We start from the raw sequence: 21,667 nt of genomic DNA, 5'->3' as shown, positions 1-21,667 counted from the left end.
ATAAGGATAAACAAGAGATAAAAAGAAGCCGGGCCTATTTTAGGCACGAGTGTACTGACAGTCCTATAGCTCAGTTGGTTAGAGCGCTACACTGATAATGTAGAGGTCGGCAGTTCAACTCTGCCTGGGACTACCGATGTACGAGATTTGGATGACCATCTCTTTTTTTGTTACTTCGGGGGATTAGCTCAGCTGGCTAGAGCACCTGCCTTGCACGCAGGGGGTCAACGGTTCGAATCCGTTATTCTCCACCTTTTCTTTGAGACATAAGAAAAACGATCTTTGACATGTTGTACAAAAAGTAAAAATTTAGTAAGAGCTAAAAGTATATATCAAACTTTACGCATGTTACTTTTATAGTAACAGTGAACGTTTGTAAGAAAGTAAATAAGGGCGCATGGCGGATGCCTTGGCTCTCGGAGGCGATGAAGGACGTGATAAGCTGCGATAAGCTGCGGGTAGGTGCAAATAACCTTTGATCCGCGGATTTCCGAATGGGACAACCTGATATTTTGAAGAAATATCATCCTGATTATGTCAGGAGGCTAACGCAGGGAACTGAAACATCTTAGTACCTGTAGGAAAAGAAAATAATAATGATTCCCCTAGTAGTGGCGAGCGAACGGGGAACAGCCCAAACCATCCATGTTACGGCATGTGATGGGGTTGTAGGACCACGTTGTGGAATCTGTTTAAATGAGAAGAATGATCTGGAAAGTTCAACCATAGCGCATGATAGTTGCGTATTCGAAGTTTAAAAGATCCTAGTGGTATCCTGAGTAGGGCGGGACACGTGAAATCCTGTCTGAATCTGCCGGGACCATCCGGTAAGGCTAAATACTCCCGAGAGACCGATAGCGAACCAGTACTGTGAAGGAAAGGTGAAAAGCACTTCGAATAGAAGAGTGAAATAGTCCCTGAAACCGTGCGCCTACAAGCGGTCGGAGCAGCTTTATGCTGTGACGGCGTGCCTTTTGCATAATGAACCTACGAGTTACTTTTACCGGCCAGGTTAAGGATCTTGAGATCTGCAGCCGAAGCGAAAGCGAGTCTGAATAGGGCGTATAGTCGGTAGGAGTAGACGCGAAACCAAGTGATCTACCCTTGACCAGGTTGAAGGCTAGGTAACACTAGCTGGAGGACCGAACCAATAAGCGTTGAAAAGCTTCTGGATGAGTTGAGGGTGGGGGTGAAAGGCTAATCAAACTTGGAGATAGCTCGTACTCCCCGAAATGCATTTAGGTGCAGCCTCGTGAGTTACTAATGTGAGGTAGAGCGACTGATAAGATGCGAGGGCTTCGCCGCCTATCAAGTCTTGATAAACTCCGAATGCGCATTAGTTTAATCACGGGAGTGAGGGCATGGGTGCTAAGGTCCATGTCCTAAAGGAGAAGAATCCGGACCACCAGCTAAGGTCCCCAAATATACACTAAGTTGAACTAACGAAGTCAGATTGCTAAGACAGCTAGGATGTTGGCTTGGAAGCAGCCATTCATTTAAAGAGTGCGTAACAGCTCACTAGTCGAGGAGTTTGGCGTGGATAATAATCGGGCATTAAGTGTATTACCGAAGCTGTGGGATATGTAAATATCGGTAGGGGAGCATTCCACTACGCGTTGAAGGCCAAGCGTAAGCTTGTCTGGAGCTTGTGGAAAAGCAAATGTAGGTATAAGTAACGATAAAGGGGGTGAGAAACCCCCTCGCCGAAAGACTAAGGTTTCCTGATCAACGCTAATCGGATCAGGGTTAGTCGGGTCCTAAGGCTCAGCCGACAGGTGATGCCGATGGCAGAACAGGTTAATATTCCTGTACTACCTTTAAGAGTGACGTGGGGACGGAGGAGTGACAATGCCGCGAACAGACGGATGTTCGTTAAAGGGTGTAGATGTTGATCGATACAGGCAAATCCGTATCGAGAGTCGAACCTGATAGTATGGAGCGTTCTTCGGAACAATTCAATAGCGCATGTAACCATACTCCCAAGAAAATCCGCTAAACATAATCTTTGAGGTACCCGTACCGTAAACGGACACACGTAGTTGGGTTGAATATACTCAGGCGCTTGAGTGAATCACGGTTAAGGAACTAGGCAAATTGACCCTGTAACTTCGGGATAAAGGGTCCCACAGCGATGTGGGCGCAGAGAATAGGTCCAGGCAACTGTTTAACAAAAACACAGGGCTGTGCAAAATCGAAAGATGAAGTATACAGCCTGACACCTGCCCGGTGCTGGAAGGTTAAGAGGAGATGTCATCGCAAGAGAAGCATTGAATTGAAGCCCCAGTAAACGGCGGCCGTAACTATAACGGTCCTAAGGTAGCGAAATTCCTTGTCGGGTAAGTTCCGACCTGCACGAATGGTGTAATGATCTGGACACTGTCTCAACCGTGAGCTCAGTGAAATTGTAGTATCGGTGAAGATGCCGATTACCCGCGATGGGACGAAAAGACCCCGTGAACCTTTACTATAGCTTAACATTGAATTTGGGCCATTGATGTGTAGGATAGGTCGGAGACTTTGAAGCAGGTACGCTAGTATTTGTGGAGTCGCTGTTGAAATACGACCCTTTGATTGTTTGAGTTCTAACTCGCTTTTGCGAGGACATTGTTTGGTGGGTAGTTTGACTGGGGTGGTCGCCTCCAAAAGTGTAACGGAGGCTTCTAAAGGTACCCTCAGGACGATTGGTAACCGTCCGTAGAGTGTAATGGCATAAGGGTGCTTGACTGGGAGACAGACAAGTCGATCAGGTAGGAAACTAGAGCATAGTGATCCGGTGTTTCCGCATGGAAGGGACATCGCTCAAAGGATAAAAGGTACTCCGGGGATAACAGGCTGATCCCTCCCAAGAGCTCATATCGACGGAGGGGTTTGGCACCTCGATGTCGGCTCGTCACATCCTGGGGCTGGAGAAGGTCCCAAGGGTTGGGCTGTTCGCCCATTAAAGTGGCACGCGAGCTGGGTTCAGAACGTCGTGAGACAGTTCGGTCTCTATCTATCGTGGGCGTATGAAATTTGCGTGGCTCTGACACTAGTACGAGAGGACCGTGTTGGACTGACCTCTGGTTTACCAGTTGTGCCGCCAGGTGCATCGCTGGGTATCTAAGTCGGGATCGGATAAGTGCTGAAAGCATCTAAGTACGAAGCCGGCCACAAGATTAGATTTCTTAGGGTCGTTATAGACGATGACGTTGATAGGACGCAGGTGTAAAGGTGGCAACATCAAAGCCGAGCGTTACTAATTGCCCGTGCACTTTCTTACAAACGCGCGTTGTTTGTTATATCCATTTAGCTATCCTTTTTAGGAGTCTAAATTTTTACTGTACACATGTCATAACCTTTTTTAGGTGGTTATAGCACGAGGGTTCCACCTCTTCCCATTCCGAACAGAGAAGTTAAGCCTCGTCACGCCGATGGTACTGCGTAACAGTGGGAGAGTAGGTAGCCGCCATTTTGATTGACCCTTCGATTCAGTAATGTTTCGAAGGGTCTTTTTTTGTGCCGTGCCGTACTGTTTTGTACCATGCAATACTATTTGACCTTGTCTTGTTTTACCTTGCCTTCTTATCTAATCCAATGTTGTGCCGCATTATCTCTTACCATCCCATCCCATCTTATTTCATTCCATCCCATTCCTTCGATGCCATGTCATGTTATCTCCTATCGTGCTATATCTTCTGAACCCGTCCATGAATTTGATGCAGCTTTTCTTCTTCAAACCTCGATTGATACGAACTCTTTGGAAAATTAATCAAGTGTTAATCATGCCTTTTCCCTTCTCATTAATTCTCACCATTTTAAAGTTTTCTAAATAACTCAGTTATAACCTTAAAATCAGTTTCTATAAGAGTTTTCTTTATCTCTTTTCTTTTTTTATAAATTTGAATTTTGTACTTTTGGTGCGAATCTAATCGAAAAGCACAGAAAATTAGTTTTATAAATCCTAAATATATTTGTGGATATGGAAAATAAAATTCAAGAGTTAACCGATAAAATTTATCGTGAAGGCGTTGAAAAAGGAAATGAAGAGGCAAAACGAATTATTGAAAAAGCTCAAGAAGAGGCAAAGAAAATTGTTGAGAAAGCCCAAAAAGAAGCAGAAACAATAAAGGTTAGCTCCACGAAATCCGCTGAAGAACTAACAGAGAATACTAAATCGGAACTAAAGTTATATGCTGGTCAGGCTGTTCAAGCTTTAAAATCTGAGATAGCTTCGTGCATAACTAATGCTCTCGTTTCTTCTGCGGTGAAAGATTTTGTTGATAAAAAAGATTTTTTGAACGCATTTATTGTGCAGTTGGCTTCTAAATGGAGTATTGAAGAGCCAATCGTTATTTCTACTGCTGAAGCTGAATCTTTAAAATCATATTTTGCAGCTCATGCTAAAGAATTATTAGAGAAGAGCGTGACTATTGAACAGGTAAATGGTATCAAAACATTGTTTACCGTATCACCTGCCGACGGATCTTATAAAGTAAACTTTGGTGAAGCGGAATTTATGAATTATTTTAAAGCATTTTTGCGTCCTCAATTGGTAGAAATGTTATTTTAATGGTAGGGCTTATGCGCAGTAAATATTATTACTTGATAGCAGGTCTGCCCGATTTAACTCTTGAAGATGGTAAACTTAGTTATACGGTAGCCGATTTCAAATCAGAATTGTATAACCAGTTGTCGACCTCAGATAAAAAATTAATCGATTTGTTTTATCTGAAGTTTGATAACATGAATGTATTGAATCTTCTTAAAGGGAAAGAAGAGGCTTTTGATTCTCGAGGAAACTTTACCTTGGAACTTCTGCAAGAGTGTATTGCTGACCTTAAAGAAGGGAAGAAAATAGATTCAAAGGTCCTTCCTATCTACTTGTCTACTTTTATTTTTGATGTTCTGAGTTCTGAAACAGTCGATTTTGTTGCTCTGGAAAATAAACTGATGGCGCTGTATTATGAATACGCGATGAAGTCAGATAATAAATTCCTGACAACTTGGTTTGATTTTAACTTGTCTATTAATAATATTCTTTTGGCACTTTCGGCTCGTAAGTATGAATGGGATGTGGCTTCGAATATTGTTGGTCAAACGTGGGTGTGTGATGCATTGAGAACATCGCATGCTCGTGATTTTGGACTTTCGACAGAATTGGAGTATTTCGAACAGTTAAATAGGATGAGTGAAATCACAGATTGGGTAGAACGTGAGAAGAAGATCGATCAACTTCGTTGGAGTTGGATGGATGAAGCTACGTTCTTTGACTATTTCACAATCGAACGTCTTTTCATCTTTTTGCTGAGACTTGAGATGATTGAGCGTTGGATAGCGTTGGATAAAGAAAAGGGAAATCAATATTTCAGAAGTATCATTCATTCATTGAAGAGTGAAGTGACCATTCCCGAAGAATTCAGATAAATAATTTAAAAAATAGATATGGCAACAAAAGGAACTGTCAGTGGCGTTATTGCCAATATGGTAACCCTTGTCGTTGACGGCCCGGTGGCGCAGAATGAAATCTGCTATATTACTACCGGTGGAGACAAGTTGATGGCGGAGGTAATTAAGGTTGTTGGATCGTTTGTTTACGTTCAGGTGTTTGAAAGTACACGTGGATTGAAGGTAGGAGCCACAGCCGAATTTACAGGACACATGCTTGAAGTGACTTTAGGTCCGGGTATGCTGTCAAAGAACTATGATGGGTTGCAAAACGACCTAGATAAGATGGATGGCGTTTTCTTGAAACGCGGAGATTACACTTATGCCTTGGATAAGGGAAGTGTATGGCATTTTAACCCATTGGTCGCTGTTGGTGATAGGGTTAAAGCTTCTGCATGGTTGGGACAAGTCGAAGAAAACTTCCAACCGTTGAAAATAATGGCACCTCTTGCTATGGAAGGCGAAGCTGTTGTGACGCGTATTGTAGCTGAGGGTGATTATAAGATTGAGGATGTTATAGCGGTTCTTACCGATGAGAAAGGAACTGAAATCGAAGTAACGATGATTCAGAAGTGGCCGGTTAAACGTGCCATGACTAACTATAAGCTAAAACCTCGTCCATTTAAATTATTGGAAACCGGGGTTCGTGTGATCGATACAGTGAATCCTATTGTTGAGGGTGGTACCGGATTTATTCCCGGCCCTTTCGGAACTGGTAAGACGGTGCTTCAACATGCTATTTCTAAACAAGCTGAAGCTGACATTGTGATCATCGCAGCTTGTGGTGAACGTGCCAATGAGGTTGTGGAAATCTTTACGGAATTCCCTGAATTGGTTGACCCTCATACCGGACGTAAATTGATGGAGCGTACCATTATTATTGCAAATACATCGAACATGCCGGTTGCTGCTCGTGAGGCATCGGTTTATACAGCGATGAGTATTGCTGAATTTTATCGTTCGATGGGACTTAAGGTGCTTTTGATGGCTGACTCTACTTCTCGTTGGGCGCAGGCTTTACGTGAGATGTCGAATCGTATGGAAGAGTTGCCTGGGCCTGATGCATTCCCGATGGACTTGTCTTCAATTATATCGAACTTTTATGGTCGTGCAGGGTATGTTCAGTTGAACAATGATGAAAGTGGTTCAATCACCTTTATCGGTACGGTATCACCTGCCGGTGGTAACTTGAAAGAGCCGGTGACTGAAAATACGAAGAAGGTTGCTCGCTGTTTCTATGCCTTGGAACAGGAACGTGCCGATAGAAAACGTTATCCGGCTGTGAATCCGATTGATTCTTATTCAAAATATATAGAGTATCCTGAATTTGAGGATTATATTGTAAAACGTATTAACGGAGAATGGATTGGCAAGGTAAACGAGATCAAGACACGTTTGCAACGTGGTAAAGAGATTGCCGAGCAGATTAATATCTTGGGTGACGATGGAGTACCTGTGGAATATCATGTGATTTTCTGGAAATCAGAATTAATCGACTTTGTGATTTTACAGCAGGACGCATTTGATGAGATTGATGCTGTGACGCCAATGGATCGCCAAGAAGAAATATTGAATATGGTGATCGATATTTGTCATACGGATTTTGAGTTCGATAACTTTAATGAAGTTATGGATTACTTCAAAAAGATGATCAATATCTGTAAACAGATGAACTATTCAGCTTTCCGTTCGGAACCTTATGAGAAATTCCGTGTTGATTTGACCGAATTGATTGCTAAGAGATCTGTTAAAGAGTAACTATTAACTATCAAATTAATGATATAACAATGTCAACAAAAGCTTTTCAGAAAATATATACCAAGATCACTCAGATTACTAAAGCGACTTGTTCGTTGAAGGCAACTAGTGTGGGCTATGATGAGCTGGCTACCGTTAATGGTAAACTAGCTCAGGTCGTGAAAATTGCCGGTGATGAGGTGACCTTGCAAGTTTTTGAGGGTACCGAAGGTATTCCGACTAATGCTGAGGTGGTCTTCCTTGGTAAATCGCCTACACTTAAGGTAGGTGAACAGCTTGCCGGACGTTTCTTTAATGCGTTCGGAGATCCTATTGATGGTGGCCCGGATATTGAGGGACAAGAAGTGCCTATTGGTGGTCCTTCGGTTAACCCTGTTCGACGTAAACAACCATCTGAACTTATTGCAACAGGTATCGCCGGTATTGATTTGAATAATACGTTGGTGTCCGGACAGAAGATTCCATTCTTTGCAGACCCTGACCAACCGTTTAACCAAGTCATGGCTAACGTGGCTTTACGTGCAGAAACCGATAAGATCATTCTTGGAGGTATGGGTATGACTAATGATGACTACCTTTATTTTAAGAATGTGTTCTCTAATGCCGGTGCACTCGATCGTATTATCAGTTTTGTAAATACAACAGAAAATCCTCCTGTAGAACGTTTGTTGATTCCAGATATGGCGTTGACTGCAGCTGAATATTTTGCGGTAAATAATGATGAGAAAGTATTGGTCTTGTTGACCGATATGACATCGTATGCCGATGCTTTGGCCATTGTGTCGAATCGTATGGACCAGATTCCATCGAAGGACTCTATGCCGGGATCTTTGTATTCAGATTTGGCTAAGATCTATGAGAAAGCGGTGCAATTCCCAGCCGGAGGATCAATTACGATTATCGCTGTAACGACTTTATCGGGTGGAGATATTACACACGCTATTCCTGATAATACAGGATATATCACTGAAGGACAGTTATTCTTACGTCGTGATAGTGATATTGGTAAAGTTATTGTCGACCCATTCCGTTCTCTCTCTCGTTTGAAACAATTGGTTACCGGTAAGAAGACCCGTAAAGACCATCCACAAGTGATGAATGCTGCGGTTCGTTTGTATGCCGATGCTGCCAATGCGAAGACGAAGTTGGAGAATGGTTTCGATTTGACTAATTACGATGAGCGTACTTTGGCTTTTGCTAAGGATTACTCGAATCAATTATTGGCTATCGATGTCAACTTGAACACCACAGAAATGTTGGATGTGGCTTGGGGACTGTTTGGTAAATATTTCCGTCAGGAAGAGGTAAATATCAAGAAAGAACTAGTAGACCAGTATTGGTCTGGAAAACAGAATGATTGATCGTCATAGGTCAATCATCATAGTGTATTTATCACATAATATCTTATAACAAAGTGGCAATAAAGTTTCAATATAACAAAACCTCTCTTCAGCAACTTGAAAAGCAGCTTAAGGTGCGCACGAGAACTCTACCTATCATTAAGAATAAGGAGAGTGCTCTTCGTATGGAAGTTAAGCGTTGCAAAACAGATGCTGATAGCTTGGAGGTTAGGCTTGAACAACAAATTCAAGCCTCTGAAGCCATGTTCGCTCTTTGGAATGAGTTTGATGCCTCATTGGTTAAAGTCAAAGATGTTCATTTGGGAGTGAAGAAAATAGCCGGAGTTCGGGTTCCAATACTCGAAAACGTCGATTTTGAAATACGTCCCTATAGCTTGTTTAATGCACCGAAATGGTATGCCGATGGCATTCATCTCATCTCGGAGCTTGCTCAAACGGCTATTGAACGTGAATTTATCTTGGCTAAACTAAATTTGCTTGAACATGCGCGTAAGAAAACCACGCAAAAGGTGAATTTGTTTGAGAAAGTTCAGATACCGGGGTATCAAGATGCATTACGAAAGATTAAGCGTTTCATGGAAGACGAAGAGAACTTATCTAAATCGTCTCAGAAGATCATGAAGTCTCGTCAAGAACAAAGGAAGGAGGTAGAGGCATGATTACGAAAATGAAGAAACTGACATTCCTTGTATACCATAAGGAGTATGATGAGTTTTTAAGTGCTTTGCGCAATTTGGGAGTGGTTCATGTGGTTGAAAAGCAACAAGGCGTGAGCGATAATCCTGAGTTACAAGAAAACATTCGACTAGTAGCTCGCATTGGTTCCGTGACTAAAATGTTGCAGAATTTGCTTTTGGCTCAGAAAGAGCCTACAAAGGCGAAAGAGAAGCAAGGTTCGAGTGAGCGTGGCCTTCAAGTAGTTGAAGAAGTAGATGAACTGCAAACCCAAAAAAGCAACCTTCTTCAACAATTACAGTCGCTAACTAAGGAAAAGGATGCCTTGCAGGTTTGGGGTAATTTTGAACCTGCTGATCTGGTCAAGCTCAAGAAAGCCGGTTATAGAATTCGGTTTTATACTTGCTCTGCGTCGGCTTATAAAAAAGAATGGGAAGATGAATATCAAGCGATGATCATTAATACTCTTTCTTCGAAAATATTCTTTGTCACCGTGACTAAAGAAGGAGAAACGGTTGATTGTGATGCTGAACAGATTATTCTTCCTGATACGTCTTTAGCAAAATTGGAGGAAAACTTTGAAGCGACTCAAAAGGCTATTGAAGGATGTGACGAAGCTATAAAACAATTAGCAATCGAAGAACTCCCATCTTTGAAGATGGCTTTGAAAAGTGTTCAAGATGAGGTTGAATTATCGACTGTCGTTTTAAATACTCAAACGGTCGTTGGCGATAAGTTGATGATGCTTGAGGGATGGGCTCCTATATCTTGTGTAGAAGGCATTGAGAATGCTTTGAATGAAGGTGAGGTCTATTATGAAGTGACCGATCCGGTTCCGGGTGACAATGTACCTATTCAATTGGCCAATAAAGGTTTCTTTGCTTGGTTCGAACCGATCTGTAAGCTTTATATGTTGCCGAAATACAATGAACTTGATTTGACCCCGTTTTTTGCACCATTCTTTATGGTCTTCTTTGGCCTTTGTTTGGGTGATTCAGGGTATGGCTTGTTCCTATTTGTGGCAGTGACGGCTTATCGTTTGTTTGCTAAGAAGATTAGTGCGACGATGAAACCGATTTTATCGTTGGTACAGATTTTAGCGGTATCGACTTTCTTCTGTGGTCTGTTGACGGGAACGTTCTTTGGTGCCAATATGTACGAATGGAACTTACCGTTTATGAAAGATCTGAAGGAGGCCGTCTTTATGGATAATAATGATATGTTCCAACTATCATTGATCCTCGGTGCTATACAGATCCTTTTCGGTATGATGCTGAAGGCTGCCAATCAGGCTATCCAGTTTGGGTTTAAATACGCACTTTCGACAATTGGATGGATCATCCTTTTGATTTCAATAGGAGTCGCTGCTTTAGCACCCGGATTGATGCCGATGGGAGGAACTGTTCATCTTGTGATCTTAAGTCTTTCGGGAATTTTGATCTTCTTGTTGAATAGCCCGGGCAAAAACATCTTCCTTAATATCGGAGTTGGATTATGGGATTCGTATAACATGGCTACCGGTCTGCTGGGAGATATCTTATCGTACGTTCGTCTGTTTGCTTTAGGTTTGTCGGGAGGTATCTTGGCAAGTGTATTCAACAGTTTGGCAGTAGGAATGAAGCCCGATAATGTGATCGCAGGTCCGATTGTGATGGTGTTGATCTTTGTGGTTGGCCACGGTATCAATATTTTCATGAATGTCTTAGGAGCTATGGTTCACCCGATGCGTCTGACTTTTGTGGAGTTCTTCAAGAACTCCGGTTATGAAGGAGGCGGCAAGGCTTATAAACCTTTTAAGAATTAAATAAAAAGTAAAAATTAAACAATAAAACAATAGAATAAAATTATGGAAACAAATTTGTTTATTGCCTATATGGGCGTTGCAATTATGATTGGCTTGTCTGGTATCGGAAGTACATATGGAGTAACTATCGCAGGTAATGCCGCTGTAGGTGCATTGAAGAAAAACGATGGCGCTTTCGGTAACTTCTTGGTGTTGACCGCTCTTCCTGGTACTCAGGGTCTTTATGGTTTTGCCGGTTACTTTATGTTTCAAACTATCTTTGGATTATTAACCCCGAACATCACAGCTATTCAAGCTTATGGTATCTTAGGTGCAGGTATTGCATTAGGATTGGTTGCTTTGTTCTCTGCTATTCGTCAGGGACAAGTTTGTGCTAATGGTATTGCTGCTATTGGTCAAGGACATAACGTGTTTAGTAACACTTTGATTCTTGCCGTTTTCCCGGAACTTTATGCTATCGTAGCTTTGGCAGCCACATTCTTGATTGGTAGCGCTTTGCAATAATTAGGATATTGAGTGGACTTTAATGAGTCAAACTCTTCATCGAGAATAAAAGGAGGTCTATTCAGACTTCCTTTTTTATTTCATTGAAAAACGGTTGTAACAGTGCCTTTTTGCAAACGTTTGTTTATCTTTCATCTCTTATATTTAGGTTTTAAGGTATTATTTTTAAAATAATAATGTGTATGTTTGCATGCGGCATACACAAAAAAGAGTTTTTAGACAGAATATGGTAAAAAAGATGTTGTCCCCCGATTATATTTTCGAAGCTAGCTGGGAAGTATGTCATAAAGTGGGAGGTATATATACAGTATTATCTACAAGAGCAAACACGTTACAAAAGCAGTTTCACGATAAAGCTTTTTTTATTGGTCCTGATCTTTGGCGGAATAAGACGAACCCTTTGTTCGTTGAATCTGATGAGTTGTTTGCTTCATGGAAAGCGCACGCCTCTCAACACGATGGAGTAGAGGTGCGCATTGGTCGTTGGAACATTCCGGGAAATCCTATTGTTTTCTTAGTCGATTTTCAATCATTTTATGCCCATAAGGATCATTACTATGGGGAGATGTGGAATTGTTTTCAAGTCGACTCCCTTCATGCATATGGTGATTATGACGAGTCGTCGATGTTTGCGATTGCTTGTGGAAAGGTCGTCGAGAGTTTCTATCATTATCAGTTGACGGCAAACGATAAAGTGATCTTTCAGGCTCATGAATGGATGACCGGAATGTCGGCTCTTTATCTAAAAAAGCAAGTTCCTCAGATTGCGACCATCTTTACGACTCATGCCACATCAATCGGCCGATCAATTGCCGGCAATCAAAAACCATTATATGATTATCTGTTTGCCTATAACGGGGATCAGATGGCACAAGAGCTAAACATGCAATCCAAACATTCCATTGAGAAACAAGCCGCTCATTATGTGGACTGTTTTACAACGGTGAGTGAGATTACTGCAAATGAGTGTTTGGAACTCCTTGATAAGCCTGTTGACGAGATTTTGGTTAATGGATTTGAAGATGACTTTGTACCGAAAGGTCATGCTTTCACTTTAAAGCGTAAACAAGCTCGCGAAAAGATGCTTAAAGTCGCCAATGGGCTCTTGGGAACAACACTTCAGAAGGATACGTTGATTCTGGCTACAAGTGGTCGTTATGAATTTAAGAATAAAGGTCTCGATGTGTTTTTAGACGCTTTGGGTGCTTTAAATCGAAATGCATCGCTCGATCGTTCTGTCTTGGCTTTTATCAATGTACCTGGTTGGTGCGCAGGTCCGCGTCTCGACTTACAAGAACGTTTAAATTCAAATCAAACGTTCGACACTCCTCTTGATCAGCCTTTTATGGCCCATTGTATACACCAATCCGAAAACGATCAGATCTTGAATATGATGCGTCGGGTGGGACTGCAAAACAACGCGGACGATAAGGTGAAAATTATTTTTGTCCCTTGCTATCTTAATGGTAAAGACGGTATTTTCGATGTGGAGTACTATGATCTCTTATTGGGACAGGATTTAAGCGTATACGCCTCGTACTACGAACCGTGGGGGTACACTCCATTGGAGAGCATTGCTTTTCGTGTTCCGACTATAACCACCGATTTAGCAGGGTTTGGCCGTTGGGCTCAAAGCATAGGTAAATCGGGCATTGAGAATGGGGTTGAGGTGATACACCGATCGGATACGAACTATTTTGAAGTAGTGAATGTTATTGAAGAAACTGTTATTTCTTTTTCCAAAAAGACGACTAAAGAGATTTATTCAATACGAAAGAAGGCTGCTTCTATTGCTGAAAAAGCACTTTGGAAACATTTTATTATCTATTATTATAAAGCGTATGACATCGCTCTTACTCATGCGATGAACAGACTATCAAAAGAAACAACCATTAAAAATCATAAACATTATGAAGATTAAAGTAAGTAATGTGAATACCCCCAACTGGAGGGAGATTACAGTTCAATCTCGCTTGCCGGAAGCCTTACAACATTTATCTGAAATAGCACGAAATGTGTGGTGGGGTTGGAATGCCGAAGCTATCGAACTTTTTAGTGATCTAGATCCTGAGTTATGGATGGAATGTGGGCAAAACCCTGTTTTGTTATTGGAAAGACTGAGCTACGAGAAACTAGAAGCTTTATCGGCTGACAAGACAATTGTTAAGAGAATGGATGAGGTTTATGCGATGTTCAAAGACTATATGAGCGTTAAACCAGATGCAAAACGTGCTTCTGTTGCTTATTTTAGTATGGAATATGGCTTGAATCATGTTCTAAAAATATATTCCGGAGGTTTAGGCGTTTTGGCCGGTGACTATCTGAAAGAAGCTTCTGACAGCAATGTTGATCTTTGTGCTGTTGGTTTCTTGTATCGTTATGGTTACTTTAATCAAAGTTTATCGATGGATGGCCAGCAGATTGCTAGCTATGATGCTCAGAACTTTGGACACCTACCGATTGACAGAGTACTTGATAAGGATGGTAAGCCGATGGTTATTGCTGTTCCGTATATTGATTACTATGTTTATGCTAATGTTTGGCGTATTAATGTTGGACGTATTTCGCTCTACTTGCTGGATACGGATAACGAATTAAATAGTGAATTTGACCGACCAATTACACATCAATTGTATGGTGGAGATTGGGAGAACCGTCTAAAACAAGAAATCTTGTTGGGTATTGGTGGTATTTTGACCTTGAAAGCATTAGGCATTTCAAAAGAGGTCTATCACTGTAACGAAGGACATGCCGCATTAATTAACGTGCAACGTATTTCTGACTATGTATCTAGCGGATTGACTTTCGAGCAAGCCATAGAATTGGTACGTGCATCGTCTCTTTATACTGTGCATACTCCGGTTCCTGCAGGACATGACTATTTTGATGAAGGACTATTTGGTAAATATATGGGCGGATACCCTGCACAAATGGGAATTAGTTGGGACGACTTGATGGATCTTGGACGAAATAATCCGGGTGACAAGACAGAACGTTTCTGTATGTCTGTATTTGCTTGTAACACTTCTCAAGAAGTCAACGGGGTGAGCTGGTTACATGGGAAAGTTTCTCAGGAAATGTTCTCAACGATATGGAAAGGTTATTTCCCTGAAGAAAATCATGTCGGTTATGTTACGAATGGAGTCCATTTCCCGACTTGGTGTGCTACAGAATGGAAACAGTTATACGCTAAATATTTTGGAGAAGGTTATATTAAAGATCAATCGAACGCTAAAATATGGGAATCCATTTATAATGTGCCCGATGAAGAAATCTGGAGTACACGTACAACCATGAAGAATAAGCTTGTGGATTATATCCGTAAGCAGTTCTGTGAGACTTGGCTGAAAAATCAAGGTGATCCTTCTCGTATCGTGTCGTTGATGGATAAAATCAATCCGAATGCGTTGTTGATCGGTTTTGGACGCCGTTTTGCAACTTATAAGCGTGCACATCTATTGTTTACCGATTTGGAGCGTCTATCTAAGATTGTGAACAATCCGGATTATCCTGTTCAGTTCCTATTTACAGGAAAAGCTCACCCACATGATGGTGCGGGACAAGGGTTGATCAAGAAAATCATTGAGATCTCTCGCCGTCCTGAATTCTTGGGTAAGATTATCTTCTTGGAAAACTATGACATGCAACTTGCTCGTCGCTTGATTTCCGGAGTTGATATCTGGTTGAACACGCCGACACGTCCTTTGGAAGCGTCTGGTACTTCTGGTGAAAAGGCCCTAATGAATGGTGTGGTTAATTTCTCAGTGCTTGATGGTTGGTGGTTAGAAGGCTATCGTGAAGGTGCTGGTTGGGCTTTGACCGACAAACGTACGTATAAGAACCAAGAACATCAAGATCAATTGGATGCTGCAACGATATATAGTATCCTTGAGACCGAAATATTACCTCTGTTCTACGCACGTAATAAGAAAGGATATTCTGAAGGTTGGGTGAAAGTGATCAAGAATTCGATTGCTCAGGTCGCTCCTCATTATACGATGAAACGACAATTGGACGATTACTATAGCAAGTTCTATAATAAGCAAGCTAAGCGTTTCCATTTCTTGTCGGAAGACAATAATGCTAAAGCTAAAGAGATTGCCGCTTGGAAGGAAACTGTTGTAGCTAAATGGAATGAGGTTTCAATCGTTTCTCTTGAGAAAGTTGAAGAACTCAGCAAAGGACATTTAGAGAGCGGTAAAGAATATACGGTGACTTGTGTCATTGACGAGAAAGGACTGAATGACGCCATTGGTTTGGAATTGGTAACCATTTACACGGCAGCCGATGGACAACAACATGTTTATTCTGTTGAGCCTTTCGAAGTGATTAAGAAAGAGGGTAATTTATATACCTTCCAATTGAAGTATGGCTTATCGAATGCCGGTAGCTTTAAAATGGCTTATCGTATGTATCCTAAGAATAACGATCTTCCTCACCGTCAGGACTTCTGTTATGTACGTTGGTTCGATTAAATCGATCAGGATATAGAAATAAAAAAAGATCAAGCGATATCGCTTGATCTTTTTTTATAGGTTGAGATCTGATGCTTATTTTAAAACTTCAGATAGTTTTGACAATAGTTCGTCGCCATGCAATCCGCGTGCAATAATGGTACCTTCACCATCCACTAAGATCGTATGAGGTATGCTATTTACGGCATACATTTGGGCGCCTTCATTGCCCCAACCTTTAAGGTCGGACATTTGAGGCCAAGTGATATTCAATTTCTTGATGGCATCTTCCCAATCTTTACCAGCTTGGTCAAGAGAAACACCGACAATCTCGAAGTTCTTATTCTTATACTTAGCATAGGCTTCTACCAAGCTAGGCATTTCACGGCGACAAGGACCACACCAGCTAGCCCAGAAGTCAATCAACACCACTTTACCTTTTCCTACGTAATCCGATAATTTGATATCCTTTCCAGCCGGCGTTTTCATTTGGAAATCTAGGAATTTTGTACCAACAGCTGTTTTCTTTTGCTTTTCGGTCAATTCTTTAATTTTCACGATACGCTCGTTGTTCTGATAGTTTGCAGGGACTTGTTGCAACAAAGCAGCGTTCTCGTCAGTTGTATTATTGTAGAACGATTGTTGGAACAAGAAGACTCCAACGGGATTGGTAATGTTCTTCTGAACGCCTTCTTTAATAACTTTATAATACTCTTCTTCGAGCTTATTGCCTTCTTCTTTTTTAGCTTCCTTTTGCTCTTCGGTCAAGGTGCTATCGCCCATTGATTCATAGATGGCATTCATCTTTTTGGTTATGCCATTGATCTGCTCTCTAATCTTTTGGTAAGCGTCATTGTTAGGCGTACCTGCTGCCGAGTCGTTATCTTTGCTTAAGTTAACATTGATTTTTCCGTTTTCAAGGAAGAAATCCATTAATAGATTGTCATCTTTCACTTTACAAGTGATGTAACGATTTACAACCGAATCTTGTGTTCCTTCAAAAGTAAATGTACCGTTTTCAATAATAGCCGTATCTAACTTTGTTAGTTCTCGACCGACATTTTCTTGTAAGAATACGGTATCGCCATCAGCTGCACCCTCTACTGATCCAGTTACGGTATAACCGTGTTTTGAACCGGTACAAGCTACAATACCAATTGCCGATACAGCAATTACGAGATGCGTAAATTTTTTCATGCTTTATAAGATTAGTGAATAAATATATAGCAAAGATAGAATTTTTTTTAAATGGAGCTAAAAAAAAGGACGCTATATTATCCTAACAAGTAGGATGAAATTATAGAATTATGTACCTTTGCATCCCCAAAATGTATGAATATGCAACAAAGCGGAATAAATATCATAGAAATTAATAGTGTATCAAAGTTTTTTGACGATAAAATAGCTTTAGATAATGTCTCATTAAAAGTGAGAAAGGGAGAGTTTGTCACGATTCTTGGTCCTTCGGGATGTGGGAAGACAACGTTACTTCGTTTGATTGCGGGATTTCAAACCACTTCGGAAGGATTGATACGTATTGCCGGCAATGAGATTACTCATACGCCTCCTCATAAGCGTCCGGTCAACACCGTGTTTCAGAAGTATGCTTTATTTCCCCATCTGAATGTGTACGATAATATTGCTTTTGGCTTAAAATTGAAAAAGTTACCTCGGCTGACCATTGAGAAGAAGGTTAAGGGAGCTTTGAAGATGGTGGGCATGACCGATTATGAATATCGTGACGTTGATTCTTTATCCGGTGGACAACAGCAACGAGTGGCCATTGCCAGAGCGATTGTCAACGAGCCGGAAGTTTTACTTCTTGATGAGCCTTTGGCGGCCTTGGACTTAAAAATGCGCAAAGACATGCAGATGGAGTTGAAGGAGATGCATAAGAGATTGGGCATTACGTTTGTGTATGTCACACATGATCAAGAGGAGGCTTTAACCCTGAGCGACACGATTGTGGTGATGAGTGAGGGAAAGATACAGCAGATTGGGACGCCTATTGATATTTACAATGAACCCATAAACTGCTTTGTTGCTGATTTTATTGGTGAAAGCAATATTATTAACGGAACAATGATTCATGATAAACTGGTTCGTTTCTGTGATCATGAATTTGAATGCGTGGATGAGAACTTTGGTGAGAACAGACTCGTTGATGTTGTGATTCGGCCGGAAGATGTTTATATTTTCCCGGTATCGGAAGCGGCACAATTAAAGGGAGTGGTGCAATCGTCGATCTTTAAAGGAGTTCACTATGAGATGATCGTACAGTCGAATGGTTATGAAATCCTAGTACAGGATTATCACCACTATGCAGTCGGTGAGGAAGTTGGCCTACTCATTAAGCCTTTCGATATTCATATCATGAAAAAAGAACGGCTGTGTAACTCTTTTGAAGGGAAGATCATAGATCAGAATCATGTGGAGTTCTTGGGATGCTCGTTTGAGTGTCCAAATACCGGCAAGCAAGCGGAGAGCAAGGTGACGGTTGAAGTCGATTTTGATCAAGTGATCTTGTTGGACAACGAGAAAGACGGTCAGCTGACCGGTGAAGTGAAGTTTATCCTTTATAAAGGCAACCATTATCATCTGACGGTTTTATCGGATTGGGATGAGAATGTGTTTGTCGACACCAATGATGTTTGGGATGATGGTGATCGGGTGGGAATTTCTATTCCTCCGGATGCTATCCGTATCGTAGAATTTAAAGATTGAATATAGGCGTGAATAGAAGGTTATTATTAGTGTTATCGTCGCGTAAGAGTTGGGTGATTCCTTATGCTCTTTTTTCTGTTATATTTGTGGTTATTCCTCTCGTTCTTATTGTGATCTATGCGTTCACCGACGAAGATGGATCTCTTACGCTGTACAACTTCCAAAAGTTTCTGCAACATCCGGAAGCGATTAATACATTTGTTTATTCCATTGGTGTGGCGATTATTACCACGTTGGTTTGTATTCTCTTAGGCTATCCTGCGGCTTGGATCTTAAGTCATGCACGCCTCAACCGGTCGAAGACGATGATTGTTCTGTTTATTCTTCCCATGTGGGTGAATATCTTGGTACGGACATTGGCTACTGTTGCTTTATTCGACTTCTTAAATCTCCCTTTAGGAGAGGGCGCATTGATCTTTGGCATGGTTTACAACTTCCTGCCTTTTATGATTTATCCCATCTATAACACGCTTCAGAAGATGGATCGTAGCTATATCGAAGCGGCACAAGACTTGGGGGCAAACTCTTTTCAAGTCTTCATTAAGGCCGTTTTGCCTCTTTCGATGCCCGGCGTGATGAGTGGGGTGATGATGGTGTTTATGCCTACAATCTCTACCTTTGCGATTGCAGAGTTGCTGACGATGAATAATATTAAGCTCTTCGGAACAACCATTCAAGAGAATATCAACAATAGCATGTGGAACTATGGTGCGGCGTTGTCGCTCATCATGTTACTATTGATTGTTTCGACCTCTTTATTTGGAACCGATAGTAAGGATCAATCAAACGGAGGAGGAGAATTATGGTAAAACGGATCTTAGCTCAAGCTTATCTTTGGGGATTATTGGTTCTACTTTATTCGCCTGTCATGATTATTATCTTTTATTCTTTCACCGAAGCTAAAGTATTAGGGAATTGGACGGGATTTTCGACCAAGCTATACACCTCTCTGTGGACGAATAGTGGAGGGCATCATTCGTTAATGAATGCCTTAATGAATACAATCACGATCGCTTTCCTCGCAGCAACGATCTCAACACTTCTGGGAAGTATAGCAGCAATCGGCATTTTCAACTTAAAGGCGCGAACACGCAAAGCCATGGGACTAGTGAACAGTATTCCTATTCTGAATGGGGATATCATCACCGGTATCTCTTTATTCTTGTTGTTTGTCTCTTTGGGGGTTACTCAAGGTTATGCGACGGTGGTGCTGGCTCATATCACTTTTTGTACGCCTTATGTGGTCTTGAGTGTATTGCCTCGTTTGAAACAGATGAACCCGAATATCTATGAGGCGGCACTCGACTTGGGAGCCACTCCTTATCAAGCTCTACGTAAGGTGATCATTCCGGAAATACGTCCGGGAATGATCAGCGGATTCATGTTGGCTTTGACGTTGTCGATCGACGATTTTGCCGTAACGGTTTTCACGATCGGTAATCAAGGGTTAGAAACGCTGTCGACCTATATTTATGCTGATGCACGTAAGGGAGGATTAACTCCGGAGTTGCGTCCATTGTCGGCGATCATTTTTATTGTGGTGCTTGCTCTGCTGATTGTGATTAATTATCGGGCAGGAAAAGGAAAGAAGAATTAATTGTTTTTGGAGGATTATCGTTTTGTCAATGAGAAAGTTTGGTTTGTTGTTGGTTCTTATGGGATTATTCACCGGATGCTACAATGTCGGTGAGCCTAGACAACATATTCTTAAAGTTTATAACTGGGCCGACTACATCGGTGAAGGTGTTTTGGAAGATTTTCAGGCTTATTATAAAGAGCAGACGGGTGAAGAAATACGTGTGGTGTATCAGACGTTTGATATAAATGAGATCATGCTAACGAAGATCGAGAAAGGGCATGAAGACTTCGACGTGGTATGTCCCTCGGAATATATCATTGAACGAATGTTGAAGAAGCAAATGTTGTTGCCTATCGACACGAACTTTGCGCATTCACCCAATTATCTGTGGAATGTCTCTCCTTATATTCGCCGTCAGATTGATAAACTGAGTCAAGCCGACCAGTTGTTGGCTAGTCGTTATGCTGTTTGCTACATGTGGGGTACGGCCGGCATCTTGTATAACAAAAAGTTTGTGCCAGACAATGATCCCATGTCTTGGAAATGTTTGTGGGATAAGAAATATACCGGTAAGATCTTGATGAAAGATAGTTACCGTGATGCTTATGGAACCGCTCTTATTTATGCACATGGTCAGGATTTATTAGCCGGCAAGACCTCTGTTGAGCGTCTGATGAACGACTATTCGCCTAGCGCCATGACTATCGTAGAGAAGCAGTTGAAAGCTCTCAAACCCAATATTGCAGGTTGGGAGGCCGATTTTGGAAAAGAGATGATGACCAAGAATAAAGCTTGGCTCAATATGACTTGGAGTGGTGATGCAATCTGGGCCATTGAAGAAGCTCAAGGGGTCGGGGTCGATTTAGATTATGTGGTTCCATCGGAAGGAAGTAATATCTGGTTCGATGGCTGGGTGATTCCTAAATATGCCAAGAACGTGAAGGCTGCAAGCTATTTTATCAACTTCATGTGCCGTCCGGATATCGCTTTACGTAATATGGACTTTTGCGGTTATGTGAGTTCGGTGGCTACTCCCGAAATCTTTGAAGCGAAGTTAGACACGACTTTAACTTACCGTTCTAACTTAAGTTATTTCTTTGGTCCCGGTCACGATAGTGTACCGATTAATAAGATTCAATACCCTGACGAAGCGGTTGTTGCGCGTTGTGCGATGATTCGTGATTTTGGTCATAAGACTAAAGATGTTCTTGATATTTGGTCGCGTATTAAGGGGGATAATCTAGGCGTTGGCATTACTTTGTTCATCTTTGCTGTAGTCGGGTTGATGACCGGCTGGAGTGTTTATAACCGATGGCAGAAATATAAGCGTAAGAAACAACAGCATCGTAGGAGCCGTCGTCAATCGAAAGTCAGGCGTTAGTCT

General features: G+C 41.5%; 14 protein-coding genes, 2 tRNA genes and 2 rRNA genes. 17 read left to right on the top strand and 1 reads right to left on the bottom strand.

The features are described from left to right. Positions 1-59 precede the first annotated feature (59 nt). The 13 genes from AC4PG5_RS05755 (at position 60) to AC4PG5_RS05695 (ending at position 16,001) form a co-directional block, all read left to right on the top strand. Positions 60-133 (top strand) — tRNA-Ile (locus AC4PG5_RS05755). 44 nt (positions 134-177) lie between these two features. Then, a tRNA-Ala gene (locus AC4PG5_RS05750) sits at positions 178-251 on the top strand. A 126-nt stretch (positions 252-377) separates the two neighbouring features. Continuing rightward, a 23S ribosomal RNA gene (locus AC4PG5_RS05745) occupies positions 378-3,259 on the top strand. Positions 3,260-3,340: 81 nt separating this feature from the next. Next, positions 3,341-3,451 (top strand): 5S ribosomal RNA (rrf, locus tag AC4PG5_RS05740). A gap of 507 nt (positions 3,452-3,958) precedes the next feature. Beyond that, positions 3,959-4,549, top strand: a complete 591-nt coding sequence (locus tag AC4PG5_RS05735; protein WP_492030466.1) for a V-type ATP synthase subunit E family protein — start codon at positions 3,959-3,961, stop codon at positions 4,547-4,549. An 11-nt stretch (positions 4,550-4,560) separates the two neighbouring features. Next, on the top strand, positions 4,561-5,403 hold the full coding sequence (locus AC4PG5_RS05730; RefSeq protein ID WP_492030465.1) for a DUF2764 family protein: 843 nt from the start codon (positions 4,561-4,563) through the stop codon (positions 5,401-5,403). Between the two features lie 18 nt (positions 5,404-5,421). Next, a complete protein-coding gene (locus tag AC4PG5_RS05725; protein WP_492030464.1) occupies positions 5,422-7,182 on the top strand; it encodes a V-type ATP synthase subunit A in 1,761 nt (586 codons plus the stop codon). 29 nt (positions 7,183-7,211) lie between these two features. Continuing rightward, positions 7,212-8,543, top strand: a complete 1,332-nt coding sequence (locus AC4PG5_RS05720) for a V-type ATP synthase subunit B (RefSeq protein WP_492030463.1) — start codon at positions 7,212-7,214, stop codon at positions 8,541-8,543. A 53-nt stretch (positions 8,544-8,596) separates the two neighbouring features. Beyond that, complete coding sequence (locus tag AC4PG5_RS05715; RefSeq protein ID WP_492030462.1) at positions 8,597-9,202, top strand: V-type ATP synthase subunit D; 606 nt, start codon at positions 8,597-8,599, stop codon at positions 9,200-9,202. Continuing rightward, the gene (locus AC4PG5_RS05710) at positions 9,199-11,022 is read left to right on the top strand and encodes a V-type ATP synthase subunit I (RefSeq protein WP_492030461.1); all 1,824 of its coding nucleotides are present in this window, start codon (positions 9,199-9,201) and stop codon (positions 11,020-11,022) included. Before AC4PG5_RS05715 ends, AC4PG5_RS05710 begins: the two co-directional genes overlap by 4 nt. 42 nt (positions 11,023-11,064) lie before the next feature. Continuing rightward, positions 11,065-11,526, top strand: coding sequence for a V-type ATP synthase subunit K (locus AC4PG5_RS05705; RefSeq protein ID WP_492030460.1), 462 nt, complete (start codon positions 11,065-11,067; stop codon positions 11,524-11,526). Between the two features lie 226 nt (positions 11,527-11,752). Beyond that, positions 11,753-13,447: a glycogen/starch synthase gene (locus AC4PG5_RS05700; RefSeq protein WP_492030459.1), complete on the top strand. Its 1,695-nt coding sequence runs from the start codon at positions 11,753-11,755 to the stop codon at positions 13,445-13,447. Continuing rightward, entirely contained in the window at positions 13,437-16,001 is a 2,565-nt protein-coding gene (locus tag AC4PG5_RS05695; protein WP_492030458.1) for a glycosyltransferase family 1 protein, read from the top strand. The genes AC4PG5_RS05700 and AC4PG5_RS05695 overlap by 11 nt, the downstream gene beginning before the upstream one ends. Before the next feature lie 75 nt (positions 16,002-16,076). On the opposite strand, the gene AC4PG5_RS05690 is transcribed toward AC4PG5_RS05695, so the two are convergent. After that, positions 16,077-17,177 (bottom strand): redoxin domain-containing protein, encoded by a 1,101-nt coding sequence (locus AC4PG5_RS05690; RefSeq protein ID WP_492030457.1) that lies wholly within the window; start codon positions 17,175-17,177, stop codon positions 16,077-16,079. 135 nt (positions 17,178-17,312) lie between these two features. On the opposite strand from AC4PG5_RS05690, the gene AC4PG5_RS05685 reads away from it, so the two are divergent. Genes AC4PG5_RS05685 through AC4PG5_RS05670 form a run of 4 tightly spaced genes read left to right on the top strand, consistent with a single transcriptional unit; the run spans position 17,313 to position 21,664 of the window. Next, positions 17,313-18,704, top strand: coding sequence for a polyamine ABC transporter ATP-binding protein (locus tag AC4PG5_RS05685; protein ID WP_492030456.1), 1,392 nt, complete (start codon positions 17,313-17,315; stop codon positions 18,702-18,704). A gap of 8 nt (positions 18,705-18,712) precedes the next feature. Continuing rightward, a complete protein-coding gene (locus AC4PG5_RS05680; RefSeq protein ID WP_492030455.1) occupies positions 18,713-19,513 on the top strand; it encodes an ABC transporter permease in 801 nt (266 codons plus the stop codon). Beyond that, positions 19,507-20,301 (top strand): ABC transporter permease, encoded by a 795-nt coding sequence (locus AC4PG5_RS05675; protein ID WP_492030454.1) that lies wholly within the window; start codon positions 19,507-19,509, stop codon positions 20,299-20,301. The genes AC4PG5_RS05680 and AC4PG5_RS05675 overlap by 7 nt, the downstream gene beginning before the upstream one ends. Positions 20,302-20,329: 28 nt before the next feature. Then, positions 20,330-21,664, top strand: coding sequence for an ABC transporter substrate-binding protein (locus AC4PG5_RS05670; protein ID WP_492030453.1), 1,335 nt, complete (start codon positions 20,330-20,332; stop codon positions 21,662-21,664). The last annotated feature ends 3 nt before the right edge of the window (positions 21,665-21,667 follow it).

The organism is Bacteroides sp. QWL-09, assembly GCF_058683585.1.
Note: the sequence above shows the minus strand (reverse complement) of the source record. Positions and strands in the feature narration are given on the sequence as shown.

Excerpts from the sequence above, each read along its gene's own strand:
- AC4PG5_RS05735 (WP_492030466.1), top strand. The coding sequence starts at position 3,959 with ATGGAAAATAAAATTCAAGAGTTAACCGATAAAATTTATCGTGAAGGC.
- AC4PG5_RS05730 (WP_492030465.1), top strand. The coding sequence starts at position 4,561 with ATGCGCAGTAAATATTATTACTTGATAGCAGGTCTGCCCGATTTAACT.
- AC4PG5_RS05725 (WP_492030464.1), top strand. The coding sequence starts at position 5,422 with ATGGCAACAAAAGGAACTGTCAGTGGCGTTATTGCCAATATGGTAACC.
- AC4PG5_RS05720 (WP_492030463.1), top strand. The coding sequence starts at position 7,212 with ATGTCAACAAAAGCTTTTCAGAAAATATATACCAAGATCACTCAGATT.
- AC4PG5_RS05710 (WP_492030461.1), top strand. The coding sequence starts at position 9,199 with ATGATTACGAAAATGAAGAAACTGACATTCCTTGTATACCATAAGGAG.
- AC4PG5_RS05705 (WP_492030460.1), top strand. The coding sequence starts at position 11,065 with ATGGAAACAAATTTGTTTATTGCCTATATGGGCGTTGCAATTATGATT.
- AC4PG5_RS05700 (WP_492030459.1), top strand. The coding sequence starts at position 11,753 with ATGGTAAAAAAGATGTTGTCCCCCGATTATATTTTCGAAGCTAGCTGG.
- AC4PG5_RS05695 (WP_492030458.1), top strand. The coding sequence starts at position 13,437 with ATGAAGATTAAAGTAAGTAATGTGAATACCCCCAACTGGAGGGAGATT.
- AC4PG5_RS05690 (WP_492030457.1), bottom strand. The coding sequence starts at position 17,177 with ATGAAAAAATTTACGCATCTCGTAATTGCTGTATCGGCAATTGGTATT.
- AC4PG5_RS05685 (WP_492030456.1), top strand. The coding sequence starts at position 17,313 with ATGAATATGCAACAAAGCGGAATAAATATCATAGAAATTAATAGTGTA.
- AC4PG5_RS05675 (WP_492030454.1), top strand. The coding sequence starts at position 19,507 with ATGGTAAAACGGATCTTAGCTCAAGCTTATCTTTGGGGATTATTGGTT.
- AC4PG5_RS05670 (WP_492030453.1), top strand. The coding sequence starts at position 20,330 with ATGAGAAAGTTTGGTTTGTTGTTGGTTCTTATGGGATTATTCACCGGA.